Source organism: Lysinibacillus sp. GW823-FHT02G10, from assembly GCF_058797135.1.
In genome coordinates, this window is sequence record NZ_JBXAJI010000001.1 from 1,627,841 (window position 1) to 1,644,606 (window position 16,766).

The 16,766-nt window shown below is 38.7% G+C and carries 18 protein-coding genes; 4 read left to right on the plus strand and 14 right to left on the minus strand.

What is annotated here, in order from left to right; genetic code table 11:
* Positions 1–183 precede the first annotated feature (183 nt).
* Entirely contained in the window at positions 184–1,929 is a 1,746-nt protein-coding gene (ade, locus tag AC1RFD_RS08540) for an adenine deaminase (RefSeq protein WP_492474822.1), read from the minus strand.
* Between the two features lie 95 nt (positions 1,930–2,024).
* Positions 2,025–2,447 (minus strand): pyridoxamine 5'-phosphate oxidase family protein, encoded by a 423-nt coding sequence (locus tag AC1RFD_RS08545; protein ID WP_492474823.1) that lies wholly within the window; start codon positions 2,445–2,447, stop codon positions 2,025–2,027.
* A 163-nt stretch (positions 2,448–2,610) separates the two neighbouring features.
* Here AC1RFD_RS08545 and AC1RFD_RS08550 point away from each other — a divergent pair, with 163 nt between their 5' ends.
* The 3 genes from AC1RFD_RS08550 to AC1RFD_RS08560 all read left to right on the plus strand — a co-directional run bounded on the left by AC1RFD_RS08550 (position 2,611) and on the right by AC1RFD_RS08560 (position 4,260).
* Positions 2,611–3,237 carry a YczE/YyaS/YitT family protein gene (locus AC1RFD_RS08550; protein ID WP_004230690.1) on the plus strand — a complete coding sequence of 209 codons (627 nt, stop codon included), beginning with the start codon at positions 2,611–2,613 and terminating at the stop codon, positions 3,235–3,237.
* 143 nt (positions 3,238–3,380) lie between these two features.
* Positions 3,381–3,668: a PadR family transcriptional regulator gene (locus AC1RFD_RS08555; RefSeq protein ID WP_054550495.1), complete on the plus strand. Its 288-nt coding sequence runs from the start codon at positions 3,381–3,383 to the stop codon at positions 3,666–3,668.
* Complete coding sequence (locus tag AC1RFD_RS08560) at positions 3,655–4,260, plus strand: DUF2812 domain-containing protein (protein WP_492474824.1); 606 nt, start codon at positions 3,655–3,657, stop codon at positions 4,258–4,260. Before AC1RFD_RS08555 ends, AC1RFD_RS08560 begins: the two co-directional genes overlap by 14 nt.
* Before the next feature lie 48 nt (positions 4,261–4,308).
* Here the strand turns inward: AC1RFD_RS08560 and AC1RFD_RS08565 are convergent, their stop codons facing one another.
* From AC1RFD_RS08565 to AC1RFD_RS08600, 8 genes are all read right to left on the minus strand, one after another.
* Positions 4,309–4,944 carry a 50S ribosomal protein L25/general stress protein Ctc gene (locus AC1RFD_RS08565; protein WP_054550460.1) on the minus strand — a complete coding sequence of 212 codons (636 nt, stop codon included), beginning with the start codon at positions 4,942–4,944 and terminating at the stop codon, positions 4,309–4,311.
* Between the two features lie 82 nt (positions 4,945–5,026).
* Positions 5,027–6,223 (minus strand): staphylopine family metallophore export MFS transporter CntE, encoded by a 1,197-nt coding sequence (gene cntE / locus AC1RFD_RS08570; RefSeq protein WP_492474825.1) that lies wholly within the window; start codon positions 6,221–6,223, stop codon positions 5,027–5,029.
* A complete protein-coding gene (locus AC1RFD_RS08575; protein WP_492474826.1) occupies positions 6,220–7,032 on the minus strand; it encodes an ABC transporter ATP-binding protein in 813 nt (270 codons plus the stop codon). The genes cntE and AC1RFD_RS08575 overlap by 4 nt, the downstream gene beginning before the upstream one ends.
* Positions 7,026–7,898, minus strand: a complete 873-nt coding sequence (locus AC1RFD_RS08580; RefSeq protein ID WP_279495314.1) for an ABC transporter ATP-binding protein — start codon at positions 7,896–7,898, stop codon at positions 7,026–7,028. The genes AC1RFD_RS08575 and AC1RFD_RS08580 overlap by 7 nt, the downstream gene beginning before the upstream one ends.
* Before the next feature lie 17 nt (positions 7,899–7,915).
* Positions 7,916–8,719, minus strand: coding sequence for an ABC transporter permease (locus AC1RFD_RS08585; RefSeq protein WP_492474827.1), 804 nt, complete (start codon positions 8,717–8,719; stop codon positions 7,916–7,918).
* Entirely contained in the window at positions 8,719–9,660 is a 942-nt protein-coding gene (locus AC1RFD_RS08590) for an ABC transporter permease (RefSeq protein WP_492474828.1), read from the minus strand. The genes AC1RFD_RS08585 and AC1RFD_RS08590 overlap by 1 nt, the downstream gene beginning before the upstream one ends.
* Positions 9,661–9,665: 5 nt before the next feature.
* Positions 9,666–11,273, minus strand: a complete 1,608-nt coding sequence (gene nikA, locus AC1RFD_RS08595; protein ID WP_492474829.1) for a nickel ABC transporter substrate-binding protein — start codon at positions 11,271–11,273, stop codon at positions 9,666–9,668.
* 161 nt (positions 11,274–11,434) lie between these two features.
* The gene (locus tag AC1RFD_RS08600) at positions 11,435–12,139 is read right to left on the minus strand and encodes a YjjG family noncanonical pyrimidine nucleotidase (protein WP_004230713.1); all 705 of its coding nucleotides are present in this window, start codon (positions 12,137–12,139) and stop codon (positions 11,435–11,437) included.
* A 270-nt stretch (positions 12,140–12,409) separates the two neighbouring features.
* On the opposite strand from AC1RFD_RS08600, the gene yfkAB reads away from it, so the two are divergent.
* Positions 12,410–13,522: a radical SAM/CxCxxxxC motif protein YfkAB gene (gene yfkAB, locus AC1RFD_RS08605; protein WP_054550461.1), complete on the plus strand. Its 1,113-nt coding sequence runs from the start codon at positions 12,410–12,412 to the stop codon at positions 13,520–13,522.
* Between the two features lie 103 nt (positions 13,523–13,625).
* Here yfkAB and AC1RFD_RS08610 read toward each other — a convergent pair whose 3' ends face one another.
* From AC1RFD_RS08610 to AC1RFD_RS08625, 4 genes are read right to left on the minus strand one after another with little or no spacing between them, the layout of a single operon-like run.
* Positions 13,626–14,840, minus strand: a complete 1,215-nt coding sequence (locus AC1RFD_RS08610; protein ID WP_492474830.1) for a hypothetical protein — start codon at positions 14,838–14,840, stop codon at positions 13,626–13,628.
* A gap of 13 nt (positions 14,841–14,853) precedes the next feature.
* Positions 14,854–15,681 carry a hypothetical protein gene (locus AC1RFD_RS08615; protein WP_492474831.1) on the minus strand — a complete coding sequence of 276 codons (828 nt, stop codon included), beginning with the start codon at positions 15,679–15,681 and terminating at the stop codon, positions 14,854–14,856.
* Positions 15,678–16,367 carry an ABC transporter ATP-binding protein gene (locus tag AC1RFD_RS08620; RefSeq protein WP_492474832.1) on the minus strand — a complete coding sequence of 230 codons (690 nt, stop codon included), beginning with the start codon at positions 16,365–16,367 and terminating at the stop codon, positions 15,678–15,680. Before AC1RFD_RS08620 ends, AC1RFD_RS08615 begins: the two co-directional genes overlap by 4 nt.
* Entirely contained in the window at positions 16,364–16,753 is a 390-nt protein-coding gene (locus AC1RFD_RS08625) for a GntR family transcriptional regulator (RefSeq protein ID WP_004230719.1), read from the minus strand. The genes AC1RFD_RS08620 and AC1RFD_RS08625 overlap by 4 nt, the downstream gene beginning before the upstream one ends.
* Between the last annotated feature and the right edge of the window lie 13 nt (positions 16,754–16,766).

A 16,766-nucleotide genomic window follows, 5' to 3' on the forward strand; every position in this document is an offset into this window, starting at 1 on the left:
CTTACAAATAAGAGGTTGAATTAATCAACACGCAATCCTTAATTTTACGACTAATTCCATATTACAATGACTTGTAAGCATGTTTATAGTTCGTAAATGATGGTGAATGAGAGCTAGCACTAAATAAGCAATATAAGAAAACGACCTAAAAGCTTAATGAAAGCTAGTAGGTCGTTTTTTTATCTATGCTTCTACCGTGATATGCTGGAAGGTTGTCACATCAAATAATCCTGTATCTGTTAGCTTTAAAGTAGGAATAACTGGTAATGCCACAAAAGAAAACGTTAGTAAAAAATGGAAATCTAATGTTGGATTAAGCGTCTTTAATGCCCTGTGCAAGCCTGCTAGCTGCTCCTTTGCCTGTTGAGCTGGTACATCTGTCATCAAGCCACCAATTGTTAATGGCATCTCCGCTAGAATTTGGCCATCCGCAACGATCACAAAGCCCCCTTGGATTTCCTGAATGCGTGTAAGCGCCAGGACCATATCCTCATCATTTGTTCCTACAACAAGGGCATTATGGGAATCATGAGCTACTGTTGTGGCTACTGCTCCTTTTTGTAAGCCAAAGCCTTTAACAATTCCTAAACCTGTCGTGTGTAGCTGATGATGACGTTCGATGACGGCTAGTTTCAGTAGATCTTGTTCTACAGAAGGGACGAAAAAACCATCCTTTACAGGTACATCCATTATTACATGATTGGTAATTAGCTGATTCGGCACAATCTCCATTACATTCGCCTTTGTACCCTTTGTGAATGCTAGTTGTAGCCTATCCTTTGTAATGGTTGGTAAATGGACAGATTGATGGATATGAGCAGGCACAACTGGCTCTTGACGATTTGTCAGCATTTTACCATTTTCAGCCACTTTCTGCCCATTTTTCCATACGGCCTTTGCCTGCATTGTTGACAAATTCTCTACTAACACAAAATCTGCCTTATAGCCTGGTGCAAGTACACCTCGATCTAATAAACGATAGCATTCTGCGGTGTTAACGGTTGCTAACTGGATTGCTTGCAATGGTTGCATCCCTTCAGCTATTGCCATGGCGATATCATAATTGATGCAGCCTTCGTCGATTAACTCATCCACATATTTATCATCTGTACAAAAACCAAAGCGACGAGCATTATGTGACTGGACAGCTGGCAATAAGTCACGTAAGTTTTTCGCGGCTGAGCCCTCTCGGATTAGCACATACATCCCCTGCTCTACACGGTTAATGGCTTCCTCAGCCGTTACACATTCATGATCTGTGTGAATACCCGCAGCTCGATAGCCTGTAATTTGTTCGCTTTGTAAGCCTGCACAATGCCCATCAATGACTAAATTTGCTTCCTGCGATAATAAAATTTTCTGAAGCATGCCCTCTTGCCCATTTAATACCGCTGGGAAATCCATCACCTCAGCTAATCCACGAACCTGTTCATGTTGTAGAAATGGAGCCAAATCCTTAGCTGTTAGTGTAGCGCCTGCATTTTCAAACTGTGTACCTGGCACACTTGATGGCAGCATCACAAAAATATCCATATCTGCCTTTTGTGCATCATCTAGCATAAATTGAATGCCTTCTGCTCCTGCGACATTGGCGATCTCATGAGGATCAGTTATCACCGTTGTAATCCCATGAGGAAGTAAAACGCGACTAAATTCCCCTGGTGTCAACATAGAAGACTCAATATGTATATGACCATCAATTAAACCAGGAATGACATAGCCTCCTGCCGCATCCTCTTCCTGTTTAGCGTGAAACTTATTCGTGCGATCTAGAGCCACAATCATACCATTCTTCACGACGATATCTGCTTTTTGCCATGTTAACGAAAAAACATCCGCAATTTGCGCATTTCTCAGTATAAAATCTGCCTCTAATTTTCCTTGAGATGATAATACATTTTGTGTTAGCTGCTGTAATTTTATCGACATAACTTATACTCCTTTTTCTTTTAAGAACTATCATGCCAAAAAGATGCTAGCCATTGCAACTATTTATCGCTACATCAGTAAAAAACGACCATTGATCAATGGTCGTTCGAAAATTCTAGCTCTTTAGGTGGTTGCCCTTTTTTATTCATCAAGCGCATACGAATAGGCTCAATCTTTAATGTCACCATTTCATCCTGATTGCCAATAAAGATACTTGTAAAAAATTCGGCTAGTTTATTTTTTATCCCTTCTTCATGTACTTCAGTAAGTCTTCCTTCTATTTCCACATACGTATCACCAAAGCCACCATTTTCGTAGCCATATAAAATATGGGTATATGGGTTTTTGCGCAGCTCTTCCATTTTTTCTGAATGCTTATTCGTCACTGTATACAATACAAAATCTTCATGCTGGAATGTCATGTATCGTGAGTAAGGTTTGCCATTTTCTACAGTCGCCATTGTGCCAATCTTTTCTCGATTTAACACTTCTAAAATTTCATCACGTACAGAAGTCATAATATCCCATCCTTTCATCTATATATCTATTTTGCCCTCTCCCAAGAAAGCTAAACGGTCTTTTTTTGAAAAATGTGAAATGACAATCTTCGGGCATATTGAAAATCTATTGTTATAATAACTGGATGGACAACAGGAATTTTCGAATGAATGAGGGTTAAAAATGAAACAAGCTTTTTTTACGCGCTGTTTGTTTTTCATAACAGGCATTATCGTACTTTCTTTTGGTATCACATTAACAATTAAAGGCCAACTCTTTGGAGTGGGCTCATGGGATGTACTACATATTGGCTTAACAAAAACAGTAGGCCTATCAATCGGTTCATGGTCCATTATTTTGGGACTTGCTATTTTAGCGTTTGATATGCTGATTACGAAAAAGTTCCCTTTACCTGGAACGTTTATCGATATGTTTTTGGCAGGCATTTTTATTGATATTTTCAACTATTGGTTACCTGATATTGATGGTTTTTGGATGCAACTTATTTCTTACCTTACAGGGTTAGTGTTACTAGGCTGGGGCTGTGGAATGTATATGGTAGCAAATTTAGGTATTGGACCGCGTGATACTCTCATGCTGATGATGGTTCATAAGCTTGGCTGGAGTGTGACTCGCTCTCGTACAACAATGGAAGTAACAGTTGCAATCATTGGCTTCCTACTTGGCGGTCCTATAGGCATCGGTACGGTATTTATGGCATTTGGACTTGGACCAATCGTACAATTTGCCTTATCCTATAACGAAAAATTATTTATGCGATGGACAGGCGTGAAAAGCGCTGTTGTCTAAACTTTAAAGACAATGCATTTTTGCATTGTCTTTTTTAGAGTTGAAATATACAGTTCAACTATATATAATCAAACTATATAGTCCAACTGTATATCTGAGGTGAAGATGTGAAAAAACATAAATTATTACCTTTATCCGAAACCATGCATTATATTCTACTTGCCTTACGTGAACCGCTACATGGCTATGCCATGATGCAAAAAATCGAGGAAATGAGCGCAGGTAGTGTAAGGATTGCTGCCGGCACTATGTATGGAGCCATTGAAAATTTATTAAAATATCATTGGATCGCGCCTGTTGAGACCCAGGATACAAGACGCAAGGTTTATCAAACCACAGAAGAGGGTCTAGAAATATTAGCGGCAGAGCAACAAAGATTGCAGCGCATTTTATCTTTATACGAGGGAGCTGGCGAACATGATAAAGTTTAAAATCTTTTTTGATATCGAAAAGGAAGAGCGTTGGTTAAACGAAATGTTAGCCAAGGGTTGGCTATGCTCTCACATAAACTCAGCAGGTATTTATACATTTCAGCCTACTGAAAATCTTGAACAAGTTATTCGGATTGATTGTCAGCAGGAGCTTCGCAAAGAAAAGAAAGCTACCTATAAGCAATTACATGAGGATTTTGGCTGGCGTATAGTAAAAGAAAAATCATATGATGGCACTTTTTATTGGACAAAAAGTAAAGATGGTAATGATGAATTATTTTCAGATCATGATTCCCACATTGCGAAATATAAACGTTTAATGAAACATGCAAGCAATTGGGCAATACTCTCTCTTATCTTCTTAATGATTTTTTATGGCAACGATAACGTCGCTCCCTTTTTCAGTATAAAAAGCGCATATTATACCCCAGATTTATGGGATAAAGAAGGTTCTGCTTTCCTTTTTGCTTTTTTATTTGAAACGCCCTTTGCCATCATGCGCTTTCTTCCACCATGGCTATTTTTAGCAACTTGTAGTATTTACATCACACTCTATTATCGTTATCGTAAATCCATACAGCAATTTTTATAGCAAATAACAAGGAGCCCCTTACGTAGTGTAAGGAGGCTCCTCTTTCCTTTATGCTTCTGGTTCAGCAGTATTTTGTCCTGTTGCTTCCATCACTTCTGGTGTATCGTCCACTGTATCATCTTCCTGTACGTTTTCAGCAGCCGGTGGTGTAATCGTCACAAGTGTGTAGTCATCCTCTTGTAAAATATCAAACGAGAACTGTTGACGAATATCTTCGACGTATAGAGAAGTCCCAATTGCAACATTTGTAACATCTATTTCAATGGTTTCTGGAATGTCAGTTGGCTTCACTTTAATACGCACTTCACGATTAGGCTGGAGCAGGAATCCACCATCAGCAACTCCAACTGCATCCCCAATTACAGTCACTGGAATATCCACTTCTAGCTCCTCTGACATATTGATGGATTTAAAATCCACATGCTTAACATTCCCTTTTAATGCACAACGTTGTACCTCTGTTAAAACTGCATTAATGCGTTTTCCTTCAACATCTAATTGGAAAACACTTTTCGTACCGTGTGTAGCTAACATTTTTGCAAAGGCTCTCGCATCTAACATAATTGCCGTTGATTCCATTTGAAAGCCGTAAACCACACCTGGAATGCCCCCATTTTGTCGAAGCTGTGTTAAAGAAGATTGTTGTCCCTTTTGACGTTTACTGGCAGTTAAAACCATATTCATCGAATATTTCCCCTTTCATGGAAACTAGTCTCATAAAAGGTTTTGCCTTTTCTATTGTATTTTATACATAGCAAGCACGCGATTATTTGGTCAGTATGGTAGTGATAATTTGCCTCTCGGGATTACCGTTACGCAATACAACACAGAGTGCGATAATCGCTAAAACCGTACAAACCATAAACATGACCATATAGGATGTAAATTGCACAATAAAGCCCATCAAAAACCCACCCAACCCAAAGCCTAAATCATAGGTAGCTAAAAATAAACCTAGCAAAACATTTCTCGATTCTTGTGGTACAACAAACGACATATATGTAGTAATTGTCGGATATAGCATCGCTGAGGCAAGGCCATTGAAAACAGCGGAAATATAGACAAAAGATCCTATTTCAGGTAAAACAGCAAGCAACGTTGTGCCCAATATGGAGCTGAAAAGCACACATGCAATAAATTTCGGATGCCATTGTCCATCTGAAGGAATAGAGCGTCGCAATACAAAGCGACTACCCACCACGACCAATGCCTGTAACGTTAAATAAATAGCTGGATTCCCCACTCCCTCGGTCAGCATAAACAATGGTAAAAAGGTGGTGATGGCGCCAAAAATAGCAGCACCAAGAACCATAACGATTGCTGATATGACTAGCCCCTTGTGTTGTTTTACCCCATTCATGGCGGCTAACAGCTCTCTTGTTGTCACAACTTCTGTGTCTTCCTTTGCTTTTGGTAAAGGGGAGCCAATAAAAAACAGTAGTGGCAGAAGAGCCAACATAACCACAAAGATTAATAAATCCTGTCTATCCAATTGCGTCCACAAGAGTAGCGCTACTGCAGGTCCATATAAACCAGGTACAACACTGGATAAGGAATACATCGACATGCCTTGCCCCCGATCATGGTCGTGTAAGACAACTGTAATACCTAGCTGCATCGCCATAGAAAAGAAAGCGGTGATGATACCCTGTAGGACTCGTACTAAAAAGACACTATCAATACCAAATATTACATAGATAAGCAGTGCAAGTGCATGGCCTACTAACAGCCATTGCATAATCGTATAAGGACTATGCTTGGCGACCATTTGGCCAGCAAAAGGTCTTAATAGCATACAAACAAGCATATATATGGCCATCATGACTCCAATTTCACCCTCCAAGTACCCCCCATCCGCTGCTTCTAATGGAAAAATAACTGTCAACACGGCATTGGCGGTAAAAAAAATAACCGCAAGCCCATATAATTGCATCATGCGAAGGGATAAAGGCTGAAGTTTCATGAGACTTGCTCCCCTTGCAACGAAGAAATTTCTTGACGATTTATAGGTAATCTAGAGGCTAATAAGCGTTGGCTTATCGGATGGGTCATACATGGAATTTGAGACACATCATGAAGAAATTCCACCACTTCACCCTGGTCTACAACAGCTACTTCATCTGCAAACAAACTAACTGCGTGTAAATCGTGAGTAATAAATAAATAACTGAAGCCTCTCTCCTGTTGCAATTGTTTCAGAAGTTTTAGGATACTGATTTGTACCAATATATCTAAACTATTAATGGATTCATCCAAGATAATGAGCTTAGGGTCTGTTGCTATCGCCCTTGCGATGGTCACTCGCTGTAACTGACCACCACTTAATTGATGAGGGTATTTTTGAGCATCTCTCTCAGATATTCCCACCTGTACTAAAAGCTCCTTTATTTTTTCTAGCTGCTGTTGTTTCGTCAACTGTAATTGACAATTCATTGGCTCTGCAATGATGTCTCGAACCTTCATTTTCGGATTAACAGCACTATGGCAATCTTGAAAAACGATTTGAATATTTTTTTGTAATTGCTTCTTCTCTTCTTTGCATGTCGTTGCTAGGTTTATATGATCGAATTTTATGATTCCGCTATCTGGCTTTTCCATACCTATTATCAGCTTTCCTAGTGTGGTTTTGCCACTACCGCTCTCCCCGACAATGGCTAAGCAAACCCCTTGCTTCAAGGTGAATGACATATTTTTCACAGCTTCTATTGTTTCATGTTCCCCAAACAATCTCTTTTTTCGATAGGTTTTAGATACTTGTTGGATTTCTAACATCGGCTTTCCTCCTGTCTTACCCAATAGTTCGTGTCTAGTTCATATAGAATTCCGTTTGTATCACCTGACCAGCTATCCACAAGTTTTTCAAGTTGATCATCCTTCCTTTTCGCTGCGACTAATGCTTTGGTATAGGAATGAACTGGGTTTTGTAATAGCCGTTCGGCTGGACCATATTCCATGATTTTCCCTCTTCGCATAACAACAATTTGATCTGCCATTCGGGCGATGACGCCAAGATCATGTGACACAATCAGCATCGTTGTCTGATATTGTTGCTGACAATGAGACAATTCCTCTAAAACCTTGAGCTGTGTCATCGTATCAAGGGCTGTTGTTGGCTCATCTGCAAGCAAAAGCTTTGGACGAAGACTCATAGCCATGGCAATCATGACACGTTGAAGCATGCCACCGCTTAACTCGTGAGGATATTTTTTTAACAGTCTTGAATCGGTCAATTGAAAAAAAGCAAGTTGCTCAGTTGCTATGTGCAATGCTTGTTTTTTACTGAGCGATCGGTGTGCCTGTACTGTTTCAATCATATGCTCTCCTATTGTTATAATAGGATTAAACATAGCCATAGGATTCTGCAATATACATGCCACGTCATTGCCCCGAAGGCCTCGCAACTGCTGTTCATCCATTCCCAGTAAGGAACGCCCTTCCAATAAAATGTCTCCCCCATAGTGTCGGGACTCCCGAAACAGTTGCAAGATGGCATAACATAGCATCGTTTTACCGCTACCGCTTTCCCCGACAATACCAAGCGTTGTACCAGTTGGAATCTGGAAATCAACATGCTGCACAACTTTTTTAGGTCCCCGTGCTGTTTGAAGCGTAATTGACAAATCCCTTATCTCTAACATATTGTCACCTCTTCTTCTTATACTTTGGCGTCCATAGCCGTACGAAGGGCATCCCCAAACCAATTAAAAATAAGAACGGTTAATGAGATCATGATACCTGGTATAAACATAAGCGTTGGTTCACTCATTAAATAGGTTTTACTATCATTAATCATCATGCCCCATTCTGCCATCGGTGCCGTAACACCTAGCCCTAAAAACGACAGCTCCGAAATTAAAAGTATTGTGGAGCCAAGCCCGATTAGTTTTAACAAAAATATTTGTGGAAAGACAAACGGCAATATATGCCTCCTTATAATTTTTCGTTTCGGTACACCTGTCAGCCGTGCATATTGTACATAAGTGCTTTCTTTTAAAGAACGCACCATATTGCGAATAATACGCGCAAAACCTACCCACGACACAAAACAAATTGCCACAAACATATTTTTAACGCCACCACCTAACGCACCTACAATGACAAGGGCAAAAATAAAATCAGGAATGGAGAGAAGTACATCACAAATACGCATTAATACTAGATCAACCAGCCCACCGATGTACCCTGCCAGACACCCTACGATGATGCTAATGATTAAGGTAATGAATAGTACGCCAGAGGCTAGTAGCAGAGCGGTGCGCGTACCAAATAATAAACGAGAGAGCACACAGCGCCCCAGGTGATCTGTACCTAAGGGGTAATGCATAGAAAATCCCTGTAATTTATTGGCTATATCTGTTGTATAAGGATCATGAGGCGCTAACCAAGGAGCAAATAGAGCCATCACAACTAGCACAAGTACAAGCAAGCTACTGATGATGAGTGACAGATGCTTTTTCATTAAAGAGCGCCTCCTTTCAGCCTGACACGTGGATCAATAACTGCACAAAGTATATCTGCTATAAAATTGACGGTGATATATAATCCCCCAATGATGACGATAAAAGCTTGTAGTACAGCGTAGTCTCTTGCTAACATAGCCTCCACAATAAAGTGCCCTACGCCAAAAATGGCAAAAACATTCTCAATAATCGCTGCCCCCCCTAATAAGCCTCCACAGGTCATGGCAAGGGATGTGATAAGTTGTGGTAAAATGCCTTTGAAAATATGTGTACGCAAAATAACCGTTTCTTTTACACCTCTAGCACGGGCAAATAGAACATGCGGTTTCTTCATTTCTTCTCTCATGCTTGAGCGGATGAGCCTAATGTAATAAGGGATAAATCCTAAAGCCAGTGTTATCGATGGTAAAATGACATGAGCAAAACTTCCCCACCCCGTGAGAGGTAGTACACCCCATTTCAAAGCCACGGTGTAAATGAAGAGAAAGGCCAGCCAAAAACTGGGCATGGATGCGATTGTAAAGATCGTGGTACGTGTAAACCAATCCAGCCATCCACCGTTTTTTCTTGCAGACCAAATACCAATAGCCAAGCTACTGACAATAATTATGACTAATGCTGTTACCGCTAAAAGAAATGTCGTCTCAAAGCGTGGAAAAAGTTCTGTTGCCACAGCCTTTTTCGATACAAAGGATGTTCCAAAATCTAATTGCAATGCATGGCTGAGCCAAGCAATATATTGCATCCACAAAGGTTGATCTAGACCCATTTCTTCACGCATACTTGTCATGGCCTCTTCAGTAGCAGGAATTTGATTGATTGTAAAATAAGCTTCAACAGGATCAACAGGAATAAAGCGAATTAATCCAAAGGCGATGATGGTAATACCAAACAACGCCAGTAACATACTTGCTATCCGTTTAACAAAAAATGGCACCATTTTGACTACTTCACCTCATATTGATTCAGCGGCACTTCAAATTGCTGCATAGAAAACGTTAAATTGGCTAGACGTTGATTGGCCACCAAATAATTTGTCCGATAAGATAATGGCATGAAAATCGCCTCTTCATGAATGGTTTGTAAAATGGCTTCATACAGGCTCTGTCTCTCTGATTCATCAGTTGAGCGAATCACTTTCGCAATATTCGCTGCTAATTGTTCTGAATGTGCTGTGCCTTTTAACGCATAATAGCCAATTTGCTTTTCCCCCGTCATCATTCGTAAATACATATGGGGATCATAAGGTGCCCCCCACGTATCATTCATAATGACATTGAACTCACCTGTTTTACTTCGCGTTCGGAAAAGTTGATCTTCTTCTCCAATCAACTTGACATCTACGCCTAATTCACGCCATGCGCCCTGTAAATATTCAAATATAGATTTATGCACTTGGTCATTACTGTTATATGGAATTGTGATGGTCAGTGCTTGACCGTCTTTGGATCGAAATGGAGCCCCTTCTTCAAAGATCCAGCCTGCTTTATCCAATAGTTGCTGGGCTTTTTCTAAATCATAGCTGTAAGACTCAAATGGAATATCACTATACGGAAATCCTGGAGCAAATAAAGACTTGGCCTCTTGTTCAATGCCATTTAATACATGTTTAATAATTGTTTGTCGATCAAAAGCATACTGCAAAGCAAGTCTGACATCTTTATCTTGCGTCACGCCATAGTCTGAATTGAAAGATAGTATTCTAGTAGAGGAAGGTTCAGAAATTAGCGTTTGATATTGGGGATTTTTCTCCAAAACTCGGAGTTCCTCAGGTGCTAATTGACCACTTCCGAAAATTAAATCAATATCTCCTTTTTCAAGTGCCATCATACGTGCTTGTGAATCAGGAATAATTTTGACGATGACTTTTTCTAGCTTAGGCTTCTCTCCCCAATAATGCTCATTACGTGAAAACTCAGCAAAATTGTCTTGCTTGTAATCAGTTAAAATCCAAGGACCAGTTCCAACCGCTTTTTCAATGCCATCTTTGGTTGTCCCACTTGCTGGGAAGCCACTATCCCCTAACATACGTAATGGACGAATCAACGTTAACTCCTGTAAAAATGGATAGTAAGGCTCTTTTAAATGAATCTGTAATTTCAGCTTATCTAAGACTTCTACCCGATCAATGACTGCCACCACTTCTAGCCAACTATGCGGTGCAATATTCTCCACTACAGTTTCGATATTACGTTTAACATTGTCTGCCGTAAGCTGAGAGCCGTCTGAATACAAGACATTGTCTCGTAATGTAAATATGTAGCTCTTACCGTCTTGAGACATTTCCCATGCTGTTGCTAATCCCGGCTCTATTTGCCCATCATTTCCATAGCGTACAAGCGGATCGTATATCATGGCCTGAGCAAACATTTCATTTGGTGCATACAGGTGTGGATTTACTTCTCCAATATCCTTTGGCCAAGAAATGGTTAAAACATGTTCATTTTCACCTTTTGCCTTGTCTTTTTTTGTCTTGTCATCTGAATTTCCGCAGGCCACAAGCATACTTCCACTCACAATCAATAGAACTAGTAAACTCATTATTTTTTTCAATATACTTTCCCCTTCACTTAAATAGTAATGATTACTATTATCATTCAAAATCGAATTTTAAATGATTCATGACTTTTTGTAAAGTAGATATTCAAAAATAAATCTTAAAAACATAAAAAAACACCTCCTCTGTCCACGGAACAAAGGAAGTGCCTTCTGTCTTAATATAGTGCTATTTTTGTATGCAATAGCTCATGTAACTCATGCAATTTTTTAATTTCATAATGCGGTTCAATATCACTCGTATTTTCAACATTGCGGATGTTAAACCAGCATGTATCAATGCCTGACAGCAATCCGCCTTTAATGTCTGATGTCAAAGAATCGCCGATTATAAGCGTTTTAGCTTTATCAAAATGCTCAATCCGCTCAAATACATAATCAAAAAAGGCCGGCATTGGTTTTTGATAGCCCGTTTGCTCGGAGATAAAGATGCCTTTAAAATATTGTGCTAAATCGGCATCCACTAGTCGTTTATTCTGTGTCAGCGTTACGCCATTTGATACGACATACAAATGATAGTGATTGGCTAGTTGAGCGATGACTTCATAAGCTCCCTCTACATAATGATGTGCTTCCTGTAAGTATTTTTGGAATAGCGATTCAAAGTAGACGCCATCGACCTCCATTCCAAATTCCTTTAAAGCAACCGCAAATCTTGTATTATGTAGTGTATTTTTTGTCACCTCCCCGCGCTCAAAAGCTCGCCACATCGATTCATTAATTTCTTTGTAGCGCGCTATCATCTCGGGCGTAGTGGCTATCTTTTCCTCTCTGAACATGCGGTCAAGTGCTGCATTTTCAGCTAAATCAAAATCTAGTAATGTATCATCTACGTCAAACAATAATATCTCATATTTCGTCATGTTCATTCCCACTTTCTTCGATGCATTGTGACTATTTACTCTATATCATGATAACGTTTTTTATGAAAAATAACAGTAAAATGTCCTATGACAGAATATTAGAACATGTATGCGCTTTATACACATTATCCGTCCATTGAAACTAGGGAACTTTTTCTATATTGAAAAAAATGTTCGACTAGCCCTAAAATAGCTCGTTCTGCAATTTCATATTTGAAATTATCGTTGAATATGAGACAATAGAATGCTAGAAAGGAAGATGTACGAAAGATGACGACCTTACAAAAAATAACACCTGTCTATGATCCTTGGGAAGCCTATTTAGATGTAGAACAGCATGGACAAATGACACTATCAAATATTGAATTTACAACAACAACACTTTGTAATATGCGCTGTGCCCACTGTGCAGTAGGCTATACATTACAAAATAAAGACCCTGAGGCATTACCGATTGAATTAATTCTAAAACGATTAGATGAAATACCCCATTTAAAAACGCTCAGCATTACTGGTGGAGAACCTATGATGAGTAAAAAGTCAGTCCAGAATTATGTGCTGCCACTTTTAAAATATGCGCATGAACGTGGTGTACGGACACAAATTAACTCCAACCTAACATTGGAACCAGCACGTTATTTACTGATTGCGCCTTATCTTGATGTCCTTCATATTTCCCATAACTGGGGAACAATCGATGAGTTTGTGGAAACGGGCTTTGCAATGATGGAACGCAAACCAACATATGACCAACGTGCAGCCTTATTCCAACGCATGATTGATAACTCAAAAATGCTAGCTGAACATGGCGTAATGGTATCAGCAGAAACAATGTTAAACAAAAAAACTTTACCATACTTAGAACATATTCATCACCAAATCATCCATGAGATGAAATGTGCACGTCATGAGGTGCATCCAATGTACCCATCCGACTTTGCAAGTGCACTTACTTCTTTATCACTAGAGGAAACACGTGAAGCCATTCATCACCTGTTAGATATTCGAGATGACAATACATGGATGTTGTTTGGTACACTACCATTCTACCCATGTAGCATGAATGAAGAAGATCAAAAGCTGTTACAACGTCTCCGCACTGCGAAGAATGTCACAATGCGTAATGACCCCGACGGTCGTTCACGATTGAATATCAATATCTTTACAGGCGATGTGATTGTTACCGACTTTGGTGACACACCAGCCCTCGGCAATATCGTGCATGACGAACTACCATTGATTTTTGATAAATGGATGGCAACCGACTTGGCAAAATCGCTTAACTGCCATTGTCCAGCAGTCAAATGCTTAGGGCCAAATGTACTTGTTAAAAATATGTATTATCCTGATGCCGCGTTTGTGAGTGGCTCTGCTCGTGTATAAGTTCATCGATAACGAGAGACTCCATGTTGAACAAAGACTGATCAACATGGAGTTTCTTTTACATATGGCGTTATAAATTGTAGGTTGTCCTTCTACCTGTTCTTTAATGCATCGTATATAATTGTTCGATCCTAAGAGAGGAATCCGCCTCTTGATTTTTTTTGTCTTCGGAAATGATTTTCCCTTCATAAATCAATCCACCTGTACGTAAATCAACGATAGACAACCACTGTCCATCAGAAACACGATATACTAAATAAAATTTCCCCTCTGCTATACGTAAATATGGAGCATCATTCTCATTCGCAATGCTTGAATATTGAAGGGTTAAGGGTTCTTCCCACTGCTTCTTTTCAATATGATAACGATTCAATGTTAGACCATTGGCTGAATAAACAGGAATGTATATCGTTTCTTTATGAATCAGCATTGACTTCCGATAGGGTTTTAATTCTTCTGGCATAGTCCATTCCTCTGCTTCATTCTTGGCATTATTATAGAGATATATTTGACTAGAGATAACTTCTAGCTCAGTATCTTCTTTTCGATCACTGTATTTTTCTACCATATATAAATAATAATTTTCGTTTTGAGTAGTAGTATTGTATTCATTAAAAATACGGAGACTGGAAGTGCCTCTTTCTTCTGACACTAATTCTGCAAGGATGGCGTCCTTTACTAATTCCTTCTTGTTCTCATCAATGGAATAGACATGCAACTCTTCCCTACCTTTTATAAGATAATTGGCAGATAAATAGTTGGTTGTTAATATATTTATTTTTCCATTTCCCACGTAAACGTCATTCACATTAATCCAATCATAGCTTGCTTTAACTGGTATATCGATTTTAAAGGAAGAACTGTCATTTGTAATTTTATCAAGTGTATCAATTTGAAGCGTTACGACATTGCTAGCTTCTTTTCGACCATCATCTAAAAACGTTGTGTAAATCAAACGTGATTTGTCTTCAAAATATTTTCTTGGATCAAATTCTTTCCCTCGCATAAAATTACGGTGTTCCTCAATATATTTTCGAAGAATCATAGGTTCATTCGGTGCCATCAAATCTCTAAAAAAAGACTGATTATTGGGATTCGTGGAACCATCCTTTGATATGTACAACATATGATAAAGATCATTACTCTGATAACTTGTTTGAAGAATAAGATTTTCGATTTCTTCCTTATTTCCGCTGATCGTTTCAATTTTATAGGATCTATCATTTTTAGAAGCCATTGCTGTTTTTTGGATATAGTAAGAACTGATAAACACCACGATGAAGAAACTAATACTGATTGTTTTCCAATATTTTTTCATTGTTATACCTCCTCTAGACCCTGATTTTATATTTTAATAAATGATTCGCAATCCAAATGGCACTGCCTAAAACGATCATGCTCGTTACCAGTACCATTAAGAAAATTTCAAGTGGGTAAAAGTAATTTGTATAAACATTAACTAATAGGATTGGAGCAAAAAATACCCCAAGTGACAGTAAGCCATAAAAAATAGCGTAAAAAATCCCTTTTAAACCATAACTTCGCTCAATTAAAATCGCGGTAAATATTACTGCCACGAAAAGTAACCCAAGTGCATAAACCAGGATAAACTCTGTAAAGCTAGTCGGATACAGCCACCTCCACATATTTAAAGTAGAACTAGCATAAATTGAGAAATTTGATTGGAGGTCTATTGGTATAATCTTATTCACTATTTGTTTTTCCATCAAAATTAGCAAGATTTGCAAAGCAATCAAGCCAAGAACTAAAAGCATAATCGTTGTTAATTTCGCAAAATAAATGGCGATTCTTTCAGTTGGTAACATGAATAATCTGTAAATAAATGTATTTTTACCAAACCAATCTCGATACCAAATAAAGAAAACATAAATCATCAACATGGCGATACAAAAAAAGATTGGCAGCAGAAACCATTCTGAATCAGTGAATCGATCGAAAGAAAAAGTCCCGTATTGCTCCACATACTGGCTCATGGATAACTGGTTTTCTGCCATCAACTGTTTAGCATTTTTCATATAGGTTTGTGAGATAATTCCTGCTCCTATAAGTTGGCTGAGCATGGTCAAGCCTATTAAAATCAAATACATTTTAAAAAATCGATTTACTTCAAAATTAACAAGTTTTAAATAGTTTTTCATGCTCGATATACCTCCCTCATCACATCAACCACTGATTTCCCTTCATTTTCACGTACTTCCTCCACATTAAATTCCCTCAATACTGCACCGTCATCCATAAGGACTGCTTTATCAATCAAATGCTCAATATCACTAATTTCATGCGTTGTTATAATGACACCTCGTTCTTCAATTAAATGGCTTGTAAACACCTCCGCAATCTGCTCACGAGAGAAAATATCAATGCCAGAGAATGGTTCATCCATCAGTAAATAATCGACATCAAGTGACAATCCCAGTAGCATATTCACTTTTGCTGTATTTCCTTTCGATAAGTTAGCAATACGTTCATTCGGATCAAGTTTAAAAAATTGTAGTAATTCTTCTGCCCTCTGAGGATTCCAGCTTTTATAAAAATCAGCCATGAACGCAAAAGCTTCATTGATTTTCATTTGTGGCAACATCGTTATTGTGTCTGGGATGAAGGTTATTTTTTCAAAACTTTCTTTTGTGATTTTTTCTCCATCCATTAAAATTTCACCACTATTAATTGGTGTGAGCGCCATAATTGCTTTCATAATGGTCGTCTTACCTACACCATTTATTCCGATTAAACAAGTAATCTCTCCTTTTTCTGCTGTAAAAGAAATGTCTTTTAAAACCTGTTTCCTGCCGTATTTCTTGTTAACATTTTTTACTTCTATCATTTCGATTCCTCCGCTTCTCCGCTTTCGGCATCATGTTTTTTCTTTACAAGTTCCAATACTTCGGCTAAAGGCACATCGATAGATTTAATAGAGCCTAAAAATAAGTCAACCGCTTCGATAATCAATTCCTCACGGACATTTTTAAGGACTGCTTCATCTTTCGTAATGCAGCTAGGCATATTCCCCTCTGTAAAAATCAATCCTTGTTCCTCCATTTCCTTATAAGCTCGTTGCGCAGTATTTGGGTTAATCTTTAACTGATTGGCTAATTCCCTTCTGGATGGAATCTCCTGACCTGGCTCATAAAATCCCTTGGCAATTTGTTCTTTCAAATGCCGAATCACTTGGACATACACCGGGTCCCGATTATTAAAATTTATAGTCAAATAACTCAACTCC

Coding starts and splice junctions, on each gene's coding strand:
- AC1RFD_RS08580 (WP_279495314.1), bottom strand. CDS start 7,898: ATGTTAGAGATAAGGGATTTGTCAATTACGCTTCAAACAGCACGGGGA.
- cntE (WP_492474825.1), bottom strand. CDS start 6,223: ATGAAACTTCAGCCTTTATCCCTTCGCATGATGCAATTATATGGGCTT.
- AC1RFD_RS08555 (WP_054550495.1), top strand. CDS start 3,381: ATGCATTATATTCTACTTGCCTTACGTGAACCGCTACATGGCTATGCC.
- AC1RFD_RS08610 (WP_492474830.1), bottom strand. CDS start 14,840: ATGAAAAAATATTGGAAAACAATCAGTATTAGTTTCTTCATCGTGGTG.
- AC1RFD_RS08590 (WP_492474828.1), bottom strand. CDS start 9,660: ATGGTGCCATTTTTTGTTAAACGGATAGCAAGTATGTTACTGGCGTTG.
- AC1RFD_RS08565 (WP_054550460.1), bottom strand. CDS start 4,944: ATGAATATGGTTTTAACTGCCAGTAAACGTCAAAAGGGACAACAATCT.
- AC1RFD_RS08620 (WP_492474832.1), bottom strand. CDS start 16,367: ATGATAGAAGTAAAAAATGTTAACAAGAAATACGGCAGGAAACAGGTT.
- AC1RFD_RS08615 (WP_492474831.1), bottom strand. CDS start 15,681: ATGAAAAACTATTTAAAACTTGTTAATTTTGAAGTAAATCGATTTTTT.
- ade (WP_492474822.1), bottom strand. CDS start 1,929: ATGTCGATAAAATTACAGCAGCTAACACAAAATGTATTATCATCTCAA.
- AC1RFD_RS08600 (WP_004230713.1), bottom strand. CDS start 12,139: ATGACGAAATATGAGATATTATTGTTTGACGTAGATGATACATTACTA.
- AC1RFD_RS08545 (WP_492474823.1), bottom strand. CDS start 2,447: ATGACTTCTGTACGTGATGAAATTTTAGAAGTGTTAAATCGAGAAAAG.
- yfkAB (WP_054550461.1), top strand. CDS start 12,410: ATGACGACCTTACAAAAAATAACACCTGTCTATGATCCTTGGGAAGCC.
- AC1RFD_RS08585 (WP_492474827.1), bottom strand. CDS start 8,719: ATGAAAAAGCATCTGTCACTCATCATCAGTAGCTTGCTTGTACTTGTG.
- AC1RFD_RS08560 (WP_492474824.1), top strand. CDS start 3,655: ATGATAAAGTTTAAAATCTTTTTTGATATCGAAAAGGAAGAGCGTTGG.
- AC1RFD_RS08575 (WP_492474826.1), bottom strand. CDS start 7,032: ATGTTAGAAATCCAACAAGTATCTAAAACCTATCGAAAAAAGAGATTG.
- AC1RFD_RS08550 (WP_004230690.1), top strand. CDS start 2,611: ATGAAACAAGCTTTTTTTACGCGCTGTTTGTTTTTCATAACAGGCATT.